Source organism: Paraburkholderia sp. MM5482-R2 (assembly GCF_050436125.1).
GTDB classification, from domain to species: Bacteria; Pseudomonadota; Gammaproteobacteria; order Burkholderiales; family Burkholderiaceae; genus Paraburkholderia; species Paraburkholderia tuberum.
The window spans coordinates 1-15,283 of the sequence record NZ_JBNDLP010000003.1; the positions used below are offsets into that span (position 1 = coordinate 1).

A 15,283-nucleotide genomic window follows, 5' to 3' on the forward strand; every position below is an offset into this window, starting at 1 on the left:
GGAGGGTTGTGTTGTTTCTGGCACAACACTGAATCCCAACCGTGCGTTTCTGTGAGCTCCCGCGGGAGTTCACACCAATCCCCTTCGGGGATCGGACCCGCGTAAGTGCTGAAGCACTACCGCGGGTCGAGACACACCTGTTATAGGATCAAGCCTTACGGGCAATTAGTATCAGTTAGCTCAGTACATTACTGTACGTGCACACCTGACCTATCAACGTCCTGGTCTTGAACGACCCTTCAAGGGGCTCGAAGCCCCGGGGATATCTCATCTTAAGGCGAGTTTCCCGCTTAGATGCTTTCAGCGGTTATCTCTTCCGAACATAGCTACCCGGCGATGCCACTGGCGTGACAACCGGTACACCAGAGGTTCGTCCACTCCGGTCCTCTCGTACTAGGAGCAGCCCCCTTCAAATATCCAGCGCCCACGGCAGATAGGGACCAAACTGTCTCACGACGTTTTAAACCCAGCTCACGTACCTCTTTAAATGGCGAACAGCCATACCCTTGGGACCGGCTACAGCCCCAGGATGAGATGAGCCGACATCGAGGTGCCAAACACCGCCGTCGATATGAACTCTTGGGCGGTATCAGCCTGTTATCCCCAGAGTACCTTTTATCCGTTGAGCGATGGCCCTTCCATACAGAACCACCGGATCACTATGACCTGCTTTCGCACCTGTTCGACTTGTCAGTCTCACAGTCAAGCACGCTTATGCCATTGCACTATCAGCACGATTTCCGACCGTACCTAGCGTACCTTCGTACTCCTCCGTTACACTTTGGGAGGAGACCGCCCCAGTCAAACTGCCTACCATGCACTGTCCCCGACCCGGATCACGGGCCAAGGTTAGAACCTCAAACAGATCAGGGTGGTATTTCAAGGACGGCTCCATTGAGACTGGCGTCCCAACTTCATAGCCTCCCACCTATCCTACACAGACCGGTTCAAAGTCCAATGCAAAGCTGCAGTAAAGGTTCATGGGGTCTTTCCGTCTAGCCGCGGGGAGATTGCATCATCACAAACACTTCAACTTCGCTGAGTCTCGGGAGGAGACAGTGTGGCCATCGTTACGCCATTCGTGCAGGTCGGAACTTACCCGACAAGGAATTTCGCTACCTTAGGACCGTTATAGTTACGGCCGCCGTTTACCGGGACTTCAATCAGGAGCTTGCACCCCATCATTTAATCTTCCGGCACCGGGCAGGCGTCACACCCTATACGTCCACTTTCGTGTTTGCAGAGTGCTGTGTTTTTATTAAACAGTCGCAGCCACCAGTTTATTGCAACCCTTTCACCCTTCTGGCGCAGGCCAGTCAGGCTATGAGGGCGTACCTTATCCCGAAGTTACGGTACCAATTTGCCGAGTTCCTTCTCCCGAGTTCTCTCAAGCGCCTTAGAATACTCATCTCGCCCACCTGTGTCGGTTTGCGGTACGGTCACTGTGAAACTGAAGCTTAGAGGCTTTTCCTGGAACCCCTTCCAGTTGCTTCGCCACCGAAGTGGCTCGCCTCGCACCCTTGAATTCTGCGCCCGGATTTGCCAAAGCGCCTTCTCCAATGCAAGGACCGGGACTTCCAACACCCGGACAACCTTCCGCGATCCGTCCCCCCATCGCATTTCACAATGGTGCAGAAATATTAATCTGCTTCCCATCAGCTACGCATTTCTGCCTCGCCTTAGGGGCCGACTCACCCTACGCCGATGAACGTTGCGTAGGAAACCTTGGGCTTACGGCGAGGGGGCCTTTCACCCCCTTTATCGCTACTCATGTCAGCATTCGCACTTCCGATACCTCCAGCACACTTTCCAGTGCACCTTCGCAGGCTTACGGAACGCTCTCCTACCATGCACATTACTGTGCATCCGCAGCTTCGGTATATGGCTTAGCCCCGTTACATCTTCCGCGCAGGACGACTCGATCAGTGAGCTATTACGCTTTCTTTAAAGGGTGGCTGCTTCTAAGCCAACCTCCTGACTGTTTTAGCCTTCCCACTTCGTTTCCCACTTAGCCATATTTGGGGACCTTAGCTGGCGGTCTGGGTTGTTTCCCTCTTGACACCGGACGTTAGCACCCGATGTCTGTCTCCCGTGATTGCACTCTTCGGTATTCGGAGTTTGCTATGGCGTAGTAATCCGCAATGGACCCCACAACCATGACAGTGCTCTACCCCCGAAGGTGAGACACGAGGCACTACCTAAATAGTTTTCGGAGAGAACCAGCTATTTCCAGGTTTGTTTAGCCTTTCACCCCTATCCACAGCTCATCCCCTAACTTTTCAACGTTAGTGGGTTCGGTCCTCCAGCACGTGTTACCGTGCCTTCAACCTGGCCATGGATAGATCACCTGGTTTCGGGTCTACACCCAGCGACTGGACGCCCTGTTCGGACTCGCTTTCGCTACGCCTGCCCTAATCGGTTAAGCTCGCCACTGAATGTAAGTCGCTGACCCATTATACAAAAGGTACGCCGTCACCCCTTCGCAGAGGCTCCGACTGTTTGTATGCATGCGGTTTCAGGATCTGTTTCACTCCCCTCCCGGGGTTCTTTTCGCCTTTCCCTCACGGTACTGGTTCACTATCGGTCGATCACGAGTATTTAGCCTTGGAGGATGGTCCCCCCATCTTCAGACAGGATTTCACGTGTCCCGCCCTACTTCTCGTACACCCAGTTCTTCCATGCTGTTTTCGTCTACAGGGCTATCACCTGCTATGGCCGCACTTTCCAGAGCGTTCGACTAACAATACGGATAACGTGTACCGGCTGATCCCATTTCGCTCGCCACTACTCTGGGAATCTCGGTTGATTTCTTTTCCTGCGGTTACTTAGATGTTTCAGTTCACCGCGTTCGCCTCACGTAGCCTATGGATTCAGCTACGGATACTCCATTAGGAGTGGGTTTCCCCATTCGGACATCTCCGGATCAATGCTCGTTTGCCAGCTCCCCGGAGCTTTTCGCAGGCTACCGCGTCCTTCATCGCCTGTGATCGCCAAGGCATCCACCACATGCACTTGTTCGCTTGACCCTATAACGGGTGTGTCTCTGTGTCGACCCACGTTAGCGCTTTAGCGCTTACGTGGGTCCCATCCCCGGAGGGGATAGACGCACTCGCTACAGGTTGAGTATTCGTGTTGCGCCGTATTCCAAAGCGATCTTTCGATCACCTTTAAAATACATCGATACAATCACAACCCTGATTCACCTACTCACACACCCATCTCCAGGTATGCTTTCGTGAATCTCTTTACTACTTCTTCCTGATTGTTAAAGAACGGCAGCCGGTATGAAGCCTGTGCCTCATACCGCTCTGACTGGCTCAATCGCCAATGCGCAACGCTCTGCCTTCATGCAGAACCCTGCGCATTGAGGATTGGTGGAGGATGACGGGATCGAACCGACGACCCCCTGCTTGCAAAGCAGGTGCTCTCCCAGCTGAGCTAATCCCCCAGTCCCACAGATAGTCCAGCGGCCCCAGCCCTTCAGCTCACCAGACAAGACCGTGGTGGGTCTGGATGGATTCGAACCATCGACCCCCGCCTTATCAAGACGGTGCTCTAACCGGCTGAGCTACAGACCCTGAGCCTGTCTGCGTTGCTTCTAACCACAGCCGATAAGCGTGAGCACTTGAGTGCAGGGAATGCACAGCTCTGGAAAGGAGGTGATCCAGCCGCACCTTCCGATACGGCTACCTTGTTACGACTTCACCCCAGTCATGAATCCTACCGTGGTGACCGTCCTCCTTGCGGTTAGACTAGCCACTTCTGGTAAAACCCACTCCCATGGTGTGACGGGCGGTGTGTACAAGACCCGGGAACGTATTCACCGCGGCATGCTGATCCGCGATTACTAGCGATTCCAGCTTCACGCACCCGAGTTGCAGAGTGCGATCCGGACTACGATCGGTTTTCTGGGATTGGCTCCACCTCGCGGCTTGGCAACCCTCTGTTCCGACCATTGTATGACGTGTGAAGCCCTACCCATAAGGGCCATGAGGACTTGACGTCATCCCCACCTTCCTCCGGTTTGTCACCGGCAGTCTCCCTGGAGTGCTCTTGCGTAGCAACTAGGGACAAGGGTTGCGCTCGTTGCGGGACTTAACCCAACATCTCACGACACGAGCTGACGACAGCCATGCAGCACCTGTGTTATGGCTCCCTTTCGGGCACTCCCGCCTCTCGGCAGGATTCCATACATGTCAAGGGTAGGTAAGGTTTTTCGCGTTGCATCGAATTAATCCACATCATCCACCGCTTGTGCGGGTCCCCGTCAATTCCTTTGAGTTTTAATCTTGCGACCGTACTCCCCAGGCGGTCAACTTCACGCGTTAGCTACGTTACCAAGCCAATGAAGGCCCGACAACCAGTTGACATCGTTTAGGGCGTGGACTACCAGGGTATCTAATCCTGTTTGCTCCCCACGCTTTCGTGCATGAGCGTCAGTATTGGCCCAGGGGGCTGCCTTCGCCATCGGTGTTCCTCCACATCTCTACGCATTTCACTGCTACACGTGGAATTCCACCCCCCTCTGCCATACTCCAGCGCTGCAGTCACCAATGCAGTTCCCAGGTTAAGCCCGGGGATTTCACATCGGTCTTACAGCACCGCCTGCGCACGCTTTACGCCCAGTAATTCCGATTAACGCTCGCACCCTACGTATTACCGCGGCTGCTGGCACGTAGTTAGCCGGTGCTTATTCTTCCGGTACCGTCATCCCTCACGGATATTAGCCACGAGGTTTTCTTTCCGGACAAAAGTGCTTTACAACCCGAAGGCCTTCTTCACACACGCGGCATTGCTGGATCAGGCTTGCGCCCATTGTCCAAAATTCCCCACTGCTGCCTCCCGTAGGAGTCTGGGCCGTGTCTCAGTCCCAGTGTGGCTGGTCGTCCTCTCAGACCAGCTACAGATCGTCGGCTTGGTAGGCCTTTACCCCACCAACTACCTAATCTGCCATCGGCCGCCCCTTGAGCGCGAGGTCCCGAAAGATCCCCCGCTTTCCTCTCCCGAGCGTATGCGGTATTAATCCGGCTTTCGCCGGGCTATCCCCCACTCCAGGACACGTTCCGATGTATTACTCACCCGTTCGCCACTCGCCACCGGACCGGAGTCCGTGCTGCCGTTCGACTTGCATGTGTAAGGCATGCCGCCAGCGTTCAATCTGAGCCAGGATCAAACTCTTCAGTTCAAACCTGTTACTGTGTTCGGGCTCTCTCGAACCCGGTCGCTCACTCAACGTACTGACGATGATTGATCCGTCTTTCGACAGACAAACCTTCCTCTAATACTGTGTGAGGCTTCTGATACTTCTGCCTGACAGCAGATTCCGGAGAATCCGCCGCCGCATTCCGCATCAAGCGCCCACACTTATCGACTGTTAGTTTTTAAAGATCGGTCCGCCAAACCCGCCGCGCCTGAACCACCACTACCCGGCACTGCTTCGTTTGCGTCGCTGCGTCTGCAGCAGAGAAACGAGATTATGGAGAGCGGTCGACAGCACGTCAATACCCTTCTCACAATTTATTTTAAAAAGTTGAAGAGCTTAAAAATTGAGCAGCGCCGCGTGCAACCTGAATTAGTTAGGCTTCCAATTGAATTCTCCGGAGCGCCGCGGCGAAAGGGAGAGATGAGTGGAGTTGCGAAAAGCCGTTAAGCAGCTTTTCCACAGAAAATGTTCGCAAGGCTGTGGATAACCACTCCACAACCGCGCCAAGTGCTTGATCCAAAACCATTCTCGCGCGTTGCGCGCGAGAATGGTCGCTTGCGCGGCCGCGTGTCACCGTCACAATCAGGCGGACTTCATCGTCACCCGCGCATTCGTACGCATAAAAGCGCTGCGCTCGACTATCGCGCCAAACAGCAGCCCGATCGTCGTCCACATGACCACCTGCATGCCGATCGCCGCGACGCGGAACTTCCACAGCAGCACAGCCGGGAACGCGGCCGGCACTTCATTGATGACCGGCATCGACAGTTGCACGGCCGCGATGATCACGACGAACAAGAGCCCCGCGACGATCGAACCGTTCCACGCACCCAGCTTCGCCGCCGCGCGACGCCGCACCTTCAGCGAAAACACCATCGTCGCGAGCGAAATCGCGATCATCAGAAAGAACAGGCCCGTGCGCGTGCCGATCGTCTCCGGATCACCGACCGACGGCGGATTAGCCGGATACTTGATATTCGGCACGATCACGAGCGTGATGAACGCGCCAAGCGCGAGCCACGCGGACAGCGCGCGCACGCTCAACGTACCCGCGCGTCCATACGCATACGCAAACACCAGCGAGAACAGGCCGCCAAATGCCGCGCCATACGTGACCACGCCAGTCAGCAGGCCGAGGCCAGCCTGCGTCCGACGGCTCACGATTTCGGGCTCGGGCGCCTCGCCGCGCGCGGCGGCCGCTTTTTCTTCGAATGAAATGGCCTGATCGACCTGTGGTTCGCCGACGATTCGCGCGAACGCGAACGTGAGCAAGCCCGCGACGATGCCCGCGAGCATCCCGCGCACCAACAATTTACCTACCATGTCGAACTCCGTTAGTGGCAGGGAAAGCCGAGCAGATGGCGGCCGTCGTGCACGAACTCATGCACGTACATGCCGGGCACGAGCGACGTCGCGCCCTGTTCCGCACCAACGAAGTAAAGCGCGAGCAACAGCAGCAAGCCGCCGAACACGACCCATGGCAGCAGTTCGCGCAAAGGAATGGGAGTGGGCTGGGCCGCCGGTTGCGCGGCGCGATCAAGAACAGCTTCGGTCATGATGGACATCTCCTGGGGTGACGCGCCCCGAAAGTCGATTGCAGAGGAATGGTGCGAAGCTCGGGTCTGGCTTTCGGCTCTTGTGGATTGCAATGCCGATTACAGTGGCGCGACCGCGCCGGGCTCTCACCGGCTTCCGTGCTTCGCAGTGTCGGTATTCTACCCGCTAAACTGCGGCTTCCGTGACGGCGAGGGCTACCTCGCAACGCGCGCCGCGAGCCGATCAAACCACGCAGGCAAGTACGAATGAGGCGCCGAGGCAAAGAATGGATACGCGACTATTACTGGTGAGCCACGCGGCAACGGCCGCGCAGCGCGCGGGCCGCTTCCCTGCCGATGATCCGCTCGACGCGCGCGGTCGCGCCGAAGCCGAAGCGGCGCGCGCGCGTCTCTCGCTTCCCGCCGACGCCGCCGTGTTCACCAGCCCCGCCGCCAGCGCGCACGAAACGGCCGCCGCGCTCGGTCTGAGCGCCACGCCTGCCGACGCATTGGCGGATATCGACTATGGCGAATGGCGCGGCCAGCGCCTCGCGGACATTGCCGACGCAGCGCCCCGCGAACTCGCCGCCTGGACACGCGAGCCCGACGCCGCGCCGCCCGGCGGCGAATCGTTCGGTCAACTCGTGCAGCGGGTTGGAGAGTGGCTCGACGCGCAGCAGGCAGACGTGCGTTCATGCAATGCCGTCAACGAAGCAAGCTTCGCGGCCTCTGCGCACAGTCGAACCATCGTCGCAATCACCCACGCGACTCTGCTGCGAGCGGCAATCGTGCACGCCCTCGGCGCATCGCCAACCGTGTTCTGTCGCATCGAGATCGCGCCGCTGTCGGTCGTCGAATTACGCCACTCGCGACGCGGCTGGTCGTGGTGGCCGGCCGCCAGCGCCTGAACGGCACCGCCGCTTACCTGCCCGACACCACGAGCCGCAACCGGTTGGACCCCTCGGGCGTCAGGGTGATTTCGGTGCGTCGATCCTTCGCGCCGAGATAAAAGTGCTGACGTCCCGGCGAATTCTGATCGTGCGTTGCATCGGGCAGGCACGACGCGACGTCGGCCGCGACCGCTTCCAATGCATCCGCGTTCGAGCCCGCCGCCTGATGCGGCGTCCACGTGCACTGGAAACTTCGATGCGCGGCCGAACATTGCGCGTCATCGCCATAAGGTTGCGCTACGCCTTTGCCGTCGTCGGGTGTCAGCGAGGCGAAGCCGTCCGGCGCCGCGGCCACGATCCGTTTGAGCGCACCGCAAGGACTGGGGCTATCGTCGGCGGATGCACTGACCGGCAGCAGCGCAACGAGCGATGCCGCGGTAAGCGCGATAGCGGAAAGTCGATCGGTTTTCATGGTGTGCGTGAAGCTTCCAAAGTGCTGCTGAAGAAAAACTCGCAGCGAGCCACCTTTAACAGCACGCTTCATGCCCATGCGCGCGAGGCCCGAGCACGCAGGCAATGCACGACGGCACACAAATTGCGTAGCGCCATACCGGCCGCGACATCGCGCCCGTTTCGATCAAAGCCACTGCCGACGTCATTTCAACCATCATGTCGACCACTACCGCCGCCCCTACCCCCGCCCGCATATCGTCGGGCATCGAAGGCATCGACGACATTCTCGGCGGTGGTCTTACGCCGAACCGCATGTACCTCGTGGAGGGCGTGCCAGGCACGGGTAAGACCACCCTCGCGTTGCAATTCTTACTCAAGGGCCTGCACGAAGGGCAGACCGGCCTTTATATCGCGCTGTCCGAAACCCGTGCTGAACTGCTCGCGATCGGCGCGAGCCATGGCTGGGATCTGAGCCGTTTCACGATACTGGAGCAACTGCCCGAAGTTGGGCTCGAACCGCAATACGAACAGACCGTGCTGCACCCGGCCGAAGTCGAACTCGGCGAAAGCGTGCGCAACGTGATCGAGCACGTCGACGAACTGAAGCCGGCGCGCGTCGTCCTGGACAGCCTGTCCGCCCATTGAATCGCGGCGCACCGCACACCCAACGATTCTGTAAGCCCAGTTCCTGGCCACCGATTTAATGCCGCTGTCGCATTCGCGCCGCAGACTCCTCCGGTTCGGCCACGATTTCCAATTCAATAGTTTGCTAACGAATATTTTGGAAATACAATACCGGCCATGTCGAATCTCGATGCCCTGCGCCGCACCGTCAGCAGCACGCTGGTCGTCGCCGCCAGAAAGTGGCGGCGCACGAGTCACGGTGTGCTCGCGGCCTTCAACGTATCCGAAGCGTGCGCGACGCCGCTGCTGACCGCGAGCCGGCTCGGCTCGGCGGTGCGTCAGGTCACGCTCGCCGATCACATCGGCATCGAGGGGCCGTCCCTCGTGCGGCTGCTCGACCAGTTGTGCGCGGCCGGCCTGATGCGCCGCGACGAAGATCCCGAAGACCGCCGCGCGAAGACCGTCGTACTGACCGACGAAGGCCGCGCCGTCACCGCGAAGATGGAAGAGGAGCTGGTCACGTTGCGCGCGCAGGCGCTCAAAGGCGTATCGCGCGACGATCTCGAAGCCGCCCTGCGCGTGCTCGGCGCATTCACGGCCGATGCCGCCGGACGCGCCGAACCGGGAAGCGTCGAGCGCGACACGCGTCACGAACGCGCGCAGCCGGTGCGCCCGGAATCGGTCAGGCACGAGGCGACGAAGCGCACCTCGTCGGCGAAGCGCGAGCCCGCCAAAGGCGAGGCGCTTGCCAGCAAGGTCAAACGGACGAGCGGCAAAAGCGCTGCCAAAACGGCCGGCAAATCGCGCGGCACCGCCAAGGCGCGCAAGTCCACCAAGAGCCGCGCGCGAGCCACCGTGCCGCACAACGCCGATTCCGCGTAACGGTTTATGGTCTATCCCACTCTCCGCGACTGGCTGTTTTCCGTCAAAACGTTCGCCGCGGCCATGCTCGCGCTTTACATCGGCCTCGCGTTCCAACTGCCGCGGCCGTACTGGGCGATGGCGACCGTCTACATCGTGTCGAACCCGTTCGTCGGCGCGACCCGCTCGAAGGCGATCTATCGTGCGCTGGGCACTGCGCTCGGCGCGTCGGGCGCGGTGCTGCTGGTGCCGCCGTTCGTCGAATCGCCGTACCTGTTCAGCGTGATCGTCGCGGCGTGGACCGGCACGATGCTCTACCTCGCGGTGTCCGACCGCACCGCGCGCAGCTACGTGTTCATGCTGGCGGCCTATACGATGCCGATCATCGCGCTGCCGTCGGTGACGAATCCGACCGGCGTCTTCGATCTCGCCGTGAGCCGGACCGAAGAGATCATTCTCGGCATCGTGTGCGCGAGCATCGTCGGCAGCGCGGTGTTCCCGAGCCGGCTCGCGCCGACGATCATCGAGCGCACCGACGCATGGTTTCGCGACGCCGCGTTCTACGCGACCGAAACGCTGTCGGGCCGTATCGCAAGCTCGGCGATTTCCGGTGCTCGGCAACGCCTCGCGAGCACGATCAACGGTCTCGAACTGCTGCTGAGCCAGCTCGCCTACGATCACACGCGGCCCGACGTCCTCGCGCGCGCGCATGAACTACGTGGCCGCATGCAACTGCTGCTGCCGATCATGTCGTCGCTCGCCGATCCGCTGCTCGCGCTCTACAACAACGGCCCGCAACACTGGCCCGAAGGACTTCAGACGCTGATCGACGACGTCATCAAGTGGTTCAACCAACCGCTGCCCGCGCCGAGCGAGGGCTATCACGCGGACGAGACCGCCAACGCGCTGCGCGCGCGCATCGCCGCGATGCACCCGCCCGCCGCCGCGCTCACGCATTGGGACAGCGCGCTGCTGTCGAATGCACTATGGCGCCTCGCGCAAGTGATCGACGTGTGGCAAGACTGCCGCTCGCTGCGCATCATCATCACGCGCGAGGAAGGTTCGTGGCGGCCGCATTTCCGTCACTGGCGACTCGGCGGCACCGAGCGCTTCTACGATCGCGGCATGATGCTGTTCGCGACCGTGTCGGCGGCCGCGGCTGTGGTGCTCGCGTGCGCGCTGTGGATCGGCTCGGGCTGGAACGACGGCGCGAGCGCGGTCACGCTCGCGGCGGTCGCCTGCTGCTTCTTCGCCGCGCTCGACGAGCCCGCGCCGTTCGTGTTCCGCTTCTTCCTCGCGACTGGCGTCGCCGTGGTGGCCGCGGGCCTCTATCTGTTCGTCGTGCTGCCGCAGGTGCACGACTTCCCGATGCTGGTGATCCTGTTCGCCGCGCCGTTCATTCTGGTCGGCACGCTGATTCCGCGCCCGCAGTTCAACATGGTGACGGTGCTAGTCGCGGTGAACACGGCCACCTTCATCAGCATTCAGGACGCGTACGACGCGAACTTCCTGACGTTCCTGAACGCCAACCTCGCGGGCCTCTCCGGCCTGCTCTATGCATACTTGTGGACCCGTGCAACGCGCCCATTCGGCGCCGAGCTGGCCGCGGCGCGCCTGTTGCGCTCGAGCTGGGCCGACGTCGCGCTGAGCGCGTCGACGCGGCCAATCGAAGACCCGCGCAATCTCGCCGCGCGCATGCTCGACCGGCTGATGCAATTGATCCCGCGCCTCGCGGCCACCGACGACTTCCGCCATCCGTCGATCGAGAGCTTCCGCGATCTGCGCATCGGGTTCAACGCGCTGGACCTGCGCCGCCTCACACGCAAGCTCGGCGGCGAAGCGGCCGGCGCGATCGACCATGTTCTCGATGGAGTGCGTACATACTACGAGAGCTGCATCGATCGACGCCACCGCGAGCCGGTGCCGGACAGCCTGATGTCGTTGATCGACGTAGCCGTCGCGCGCGTCACCGCGCAGGGGCTCGCCAATGCCGCGGCGCCGACCGAGACCTCGCAGACCTCGGCGCGTCAGTTGCGCGATGCGCTGCACGCGCTGGTCGGCTTGCGTCTTTCGCTGTTTCCGGCGACCCTCACGAAACCAACGCCGACCGAACCGGAGGCCGCCGCGTGATGCACCCATTCTTGCGCCCCTGCTTGCGCCCGCTTGCGCACCCCGCCCTCCCTTTTTCCAGTTCCCGCGATGATCGGTGAAATCGATATCTTCGGCGTGTTCGTACCGTCCGTGCTGGTGCTGATGTTGATCGCGTATCTGATCAACCTCGGCATTCGCACCGCGCTCGATTACACCGGCTTTTACCGCTTCGTCTGGCATCGCTCCATCTTCGATCTCGGCGTCTATGTGCTGGTGCTGGGCCTTGTCGTCGTCGTTTCGCACAGACTAATAACGTGAAAAAAACCTGGTTCTCCGTCGGTCAGATCCTGCTGACCCTGATCGTCGTAGTGGTCGCAGCATTGGTGCTGTGGAAACTCGTCAACTACTACATGTTCGCGCCGTGGACCCGCGACGGGCGCGTACGCGCCGACGTGATCCAGGTCGCGCCCGACGTGTCGGGACTGATTTCGTCGGTCGAGGTCATGGACAACCAGCAGGTCAAGCAGGGCCAGGTGCTGTTCAGGATCGATCAGGCGCGCTACACGCTCGCATTGCGTCAGGCCGAGGCAACGGCGCAGCAGCGCCGCGCGACGCTCGATCAGGCCCGCCGCGAATACGCGCGCAATCGTCAGCTCGGCAACCTCGTCGCCGCCGAAGTACTCGAAGAAAGCCGCTCGCGCGTCGAGGCGGGCGAAGCCGCGCTCGCCGACGCGAACGTCGCGATCGACACCGCGAAGCTGAACCTCGAGCGCTCGACGATCAAAAGCCCGGTAGACGGCTATCTGAACGACCGCGCGCCGCGCGCCGGCGAATTCGTCGCGGCCGGCCGCGCGGTGGTCGCGGTGGTCGACATGCATTCGTTCCGCGTCGACGGCTACTTCGAGGAAACCAAGCTGCGCGGCATCGACATCGGCCAGCCGGTCGACATCATCGTGATGGGCGAGCCGAAGCCGCTGCGCGGGCACGTGCAGAGCATCGTCGCCGGTATCGAAGACCGCGACCGCACGCAAAGCGCCAATCTGCTGCCGAACGTGAACCCGGCGTTCAGCTGGGTGCGGCTCGCGCAGCGCATTCCGGTGCGGGTCGCGCTCGATGAAGTGCCGGCTGATTTCCGCCTGATCGCGGGGCGTACCGCGACGGTGTCGGTGCGTGACCTGTCGCCGCTCAGGAGACGAGCCGTGTCGGGCACGGGTGGCGCATCTGGCACGGTCGCCGCTTCGGCTGCGCCGGTGGCACCGGGTTCGTCGGTGGCGTCCGGGTCCGCTGGGTCGGGCACCGCACCGTCGGGCGCGTCGCAATGAAGTTCGTGCGTACCTTGTCCTCGCTGGCGCCGCGCTTGCCGCTGCTGCCGCTGCTGCCGCTGCTGCCGTTATTGCCGCTCACCGTCGCGCTGAACGGCTGCATCAACGTCGGGCCGAACTACACGCTGCCGAAACAGGCGCTCGTCAATGCCCCGCTCGCGAACGGAGCGATCGAGGGCGCCGATCCCAAGCTGACGTCAACCCTCAATCTGCCGACCGTCTGGTGGAAGCTGTACGACGATCCGGTGCTGAACGGTCTGGTCGACCAGGCGTTGAAATCGAATACCGACCTGCGCGTCGCGACCGCGAATCTCGCGCGCTCGCGCGAGGCGCTGGGCATAGCGCAAGCGCAGGGCGGTTTTTCGGGCAACGCGTCGGTGGCGATCCAGCGCGCGCAGGAATCGGCCGAGCAATACCTGCTCTTCGAGAAACTGCCGGTCGCCAACCTGGGTGACATGGGCATCAACGTCTCGTACGAAATCGACCTGTTCGGCAAGCTGCGCCGCGGCGTCGAAGCGGCGGCGGCGGACACCGAGGCCGTGGAAGCCGCGGGCGACCTCGCGCGCATCACTGTCGTCGCGGACGTGGTGCGCTCGTACGTCGAACAATGCTCGGCGGCCGAGGAGCTGCGCATCGCGCAGCAATCGCTCGCGCTACAGAAGGAGCGCGTGGACGTGTCGCGCCGTCTGCGCGACGCGGGACGCGGAAACCAGACCGCGGTCACGAGCGGCCAGACTCAGGTCGAGACTCTGACGGCCGACATTCCGCGCTACACCGCGCGCCGCAAGATCGCACAATACCGGCTCGCGATGCTGCTCGCCCAGGCGCCGTCGCAATTGCCGCCGGCCGTGCTCGCCTGCGACCGGCTGCCGCAAATCCACCAGCCGATTCCGATCGGCGACGGCGCCGGGCTGCTGCGGCGACGCCCGGACGTGCACGAAGCCGAGCGTCAGCTCGCGGCGTCGACGGCGCGCATCGGCGTCGCGACCGGGGCGCTTTATCCGAGCATCAGCATTGGTGCGTCGGCGGGCTTCACCGGCATTCTGGAAGACATTCCCACCTCGCCGACGGCGCGTTGGGCCTTCGGTCCGCTGATCAGCTGGACCTTCCCGGCCAATGGCGCGCGCCAACGGGTCCACGAAGCCGAGGCGTCGAGCCAGGTCGCGCTCGCGAAGTTCGACGGCGTGGTGCTGACCGCGCTGCGCGAAACCGAGACCAACCTCGCGACCTACGCGTCCGATTACGCGCGCGCCGAATCGCTGCGCGCGGCGCTGAAGTCGGCGGCGCAATCGGCGGATGAAACGCATCGGCTGTATAGCGCCGGGCGCGAGTCGTTCATCTCCGATCTCGACGCGACGCGCACGCTGACGGCCGCGAAGTCGCAGCTCGCGGCGGCGGAGGGCCAGGTGGCGATCGATCAGGTCAATCTGTTCCTGTCGCTGGGCGGCGGGTGGGAAGTTGGCGGGCAAAGCACGCCGGGTGAAACGCGGCCGCAGCTGAAGGCAACACCTGTCGCGGCCAAGCCGTCCGCGAAGTCGGGAGCGTCGGCGGCCGCAACTGCGAAAGCGCCTTGATCGCCCGTCTTACGATTTATTTTTGACAATCTTTCTTTTTGCTTTCACTTTCGGTTAAATACGTGACATCACTTCACGCTACGGAGTCTCGTATGTCGCCATTCATGCAGGGTGTAGTCACGTTGGGCGGATGCATCGGTATCTTCACCGCGGTGGTTGCGGTGGTCGAAATGTTGGCGAATTGAGCTGGGCGGGCGGCGGACCGAAAGAGTGGCTAGCTGTTCCGCACTTTCGCCGCCGCCTGATGTATCGCCGCCCGTACCCGCGAATATGTGCCGCAACGGCACACCACTGGCGTCATCGCCTCGTCGATGTCGGCATCGGTCGGATCGGGCTTGTGCTTCAGCAACGCGCAAGCCGCCATCAATTGCGCGCTCTGGCAATAACCGCACTGCACCACATCGAGTTCGATCCACGCGGCCTTCAGCGCCTGCGCCTCGCGTCCCTGCAAACCCTCGATCGTCGTGATCTTCTGCGTATGCAGGCTCGACATCAACGTCTGGCACGCGAAGCACGCGGCATCGTCGAGATTGATCGTGCACGCGCCGCAGATGCCCACGCCGCAGCCGAACTTGGTGCCGGTCATGCCGAGATCGCAGCGCAGCACCCATAGCAGCGGCATGTCCGGATCGGCATCGACCTTCACCTTGCGTCCGTTGATATTCAGTACCGCCATGCTTGCCTCCTGAGTCGCCGCGCTACACCGCAAGCTTTTGCTCATCCACCGTCC

At 61.5% G+C, this 15,283-nt stretch carries 10 protein-coding genes, 2 tRNA genes, 2 rRNA genes and 1 pseudogene; 7 read left to right on the forward strand and 8 right to left on the reverse strand.

Going from position 1 to position 15,283, the window contains the following annotated elements; translation table 11 throughout:
- Positions 1–144: 144 nt before the first annotated feature.
- The 6 genes from OKW37_RS22100 to OKW37_RS22125 all read right to left on the reverse strand — a co-directional run bounded on the left by OKW37_RS22100 (position 145) and on the right by OKW37_RS22125 (position 6,759).
- Positions 145–3,026: ribosomal RNA gene (locus tag OKW37_RS22100) — 23S ribosomal RNA — on the reverse strand.
- A gap of 346 nt (positions 3,027–3,372) precedes the next feature.
- A tRNA-Ala gene (locus OKW37_RS22105) sits at positions 3,373–3,448 on the reverse strand.
- Positions 3,449–3,501: 53 nt separating this feature from the next.
- Positions 3,502–3,578 (reverse strand) — tRNA-Ile (locus tag OKW37_RS22110).
- A gap of 74 nt (positions 3,579–3,652) precedes the next feature.
- Positions 3,653–5,185: ribosomal RNA gene (locus OKW37_RS22115) — 16S ribosomal RNA — on the reverse strand.
- Together the 16S and 23S rRNA genes with 2 tRNA genes alongside form the textbook arrangement of a ribosomal RNA operon.
- A gap of 600 nt (positions 5,186–5,785) precedes the next feature.
- Complete coding sequence (locus OKW37_RS22120) at positions 5,786–6,526, reverse strand: CbtA family protein (RefSeq protein ID WP_429403790.1); 741 nt, start codon at positions 6,524–6,526, stop codon at positions 5,786–5,788.
- 11 nt (positions 6,527–6,537) lie between these two features.
- On the reverse strand, positions 6,538–6,759 hold the full coding sequence (locus OKW37_RS22125) for a CbtB domain-containing protein (RefSeq protein ID WP_184011521.1): 222 nt from the start codon (positions 6,757–6,759) through the stop codon (positions 6,538–6,540).
- Between the two features lie 266 nt (positions 6,760–7,025).
- Between OKW37_RS22125 and OKW37_RS22130 the strand changes: the two genes are divergently transcribed.
- Complete coding sequence (locus OKW37_RS22130) at positions 7,026–7,646, forward strand: histidine phosphatase family protein (protein ID WP_429403791.1); 621 nt, start codon at positions 7,026–7,028, stop codon at positions 7,644–7,646.
- Positions 7,647–7,659: 13 nt separating this feature from the next.
- Here OKW37_RS22130 and OKW37_RS22135 read toward each other — a convergent pair whose 3' ends face one another.
- The gene (locus tag OKW37_RS22135) at positions 7,660–8,100 is read right to left on the reverse strand and encodes a hypothetical protein (protein ID WP_429403792.1); all 441 of its coding nucleotides are present in this window, start codon (positions 8,098–8,100) and stop codon (positions 7,660–7,662) included.
- Between the two features lie 197 nt (positions 8,101–8,297).
- Between OKW37_RS22135 and OKW37_RS22140 the strand changes: the two are divergent.
- From OKW37_RS22140 to OKW37_RS22165, 6 genes and pseudogenes are all read left to right on the forward strand, one after another.
- A pseudogene (locus tag OKW37_RS22140) lies at positions 8,298–8,717 on the forward strand (ATPase domain-containing protein); the annotation flags it as partial.
- Between the two features lie 165 nt (positions 8,718–8,882).
- Complete coding sequence (locus tag OKW37_RS22145; RefSeq protein WP_429352617.1) at positions 8,883–9,587, forward strand: MarR family winged helix-turn-helix transcriptional regulator; 705 nt, start codon at positions 8,883–8,885, stop codon at positions 9,585–9,587.
- A gap of 6 nt (positions 9,588–9,593) precedes the next feature.
- Entirely contained in the window at positions 9,594–11,696 is a 2,103-nt protein-coding gene (locus OKW37_RS22150; protein WP_429403793.1) for an FUSC family protein, read from the forward strand.
- A 69-nt stretch (positions 11,697–11,765) separates the two neighbouring features.
- Positions 11,766–11,975, forward strand: a complete 210-nt coding sequence (locus OKW37_RS22155) for a DUF1656 domain-containing protein (RefSeq protein WP_090808477.1) — start codon at positions 11,766–11,768, stop codon at positions 11,973–11,975.
- A complete protein-coding gene (locus OKW37_RS22160; RefSeq protein ID WP_187612142.1) occupies positions 11,972–12,979 on the forward strand; it encodes an efflux RND transporter periplasmic adaptor subunit in 1,008 nt (335 codons plus the stop codon). The genes OKW37_RS22155 and OKW37_RS22160 overlap by 4 nt, the downstream gene beginning before the upstream one ends.
- Positions 12,976–14,553, forward strand: coding sequence for an efflux transporter outer membrane subunit (locus tag OKW37_RS22165; protein ID WP_429403794.1), 1,578 nt, complete (start codon positions 12,976–12,978; stop codon positions 14,551–14,553). Before OKW37_RS22160 ends, OKW37_RS22165 begins: the two co-directional genes overlap by 4 nt.
- A 214-nt stretch (positions 14,554–14,767) precedes the next feature.
- On the opposite strand, the gene OKW37_RS22170 is transcribed toward OKW37_RS22165, so the two are convergent.
- Positions 14,768–15,229: a (2Fe-2S)-binding protein gene (locus OKW37_RS22170; RefSeq protein WP_429403795.1), complete on the reverse strand. Its 462-nt coding sequence runs from the start codon at positions 15,227–15,229 to the stop codon at positions 14,768–14,770.
- Positions 15,230–15,283 lie beyond the last annotated feature (54 nt).

Bases quoted from the DNA above. Each gene is read 5' to 3' on its own strand.
- OKW37_RS22120 (WP_429403790.1), bottom strand. From the start codon at position 6,526: ATGGTAGGTAAATTGTTGGTGCGCGGGATGCTCGCGGGCATCGTCGCG.
- OKW37_RS22125 (WP_184011521.1), bottom strand. From the start codon at position 6,759: ATGACCGAAGCTGTTCTTGATCGCGCCGCGCAACCGGCGGCCCAGCCC.
- OKW37_RS22130 (WP_429403791.1), top strand. From the start codon at position 7,026: ATGGATACGCGACTATTACTGGTGAGCCACGCGGCAACGGCCGCGCAG.
- OKW37_RS22135 (WP_429403792.1), bottom strand. From the start codon at position 8,100: ATGAAAACCGATCGACTTTCCGCTATCGCGCTTACCGCGGCATCGCTC.
- OKW37_RS22145 (WP_429352617.1), top strand. From the start codon at position 8,883: ATGTCGAATCTCGATGCCCTGCGCCGCACCGTCAGCAGCACGCTGGTC.
- OKW37_RS22150 (WP_429403793.1), top strand. From the start codon at position 9,594: ATGGTCTATCCCACTCTCCGCGACTGGCTGTTTTCCGTCAAAACGTTC.
- OKW37_RS22155 (WP_090808477.1), top strand. From the start codon at position 11,766: ATGATCGGTGAAATCGATATCTTCGGCGTGTTCGTACCGTCCGTGCTG.
- OKW37_RS22165 (WP_429403794.1), top strand. From the start codon at position 12,976: ATGAAGTTCGTGCGTACCTTGTCCTCGCTGGCGCCGCGCTTGCCGCTG.
- OKW37_RS22170 (WP_429403795.1), bottom strand. From the start codon at position 15,229: ATGGCGGTACTGAATATCAACGGACGCAAGGTGAAGGTCGATGCCGAT.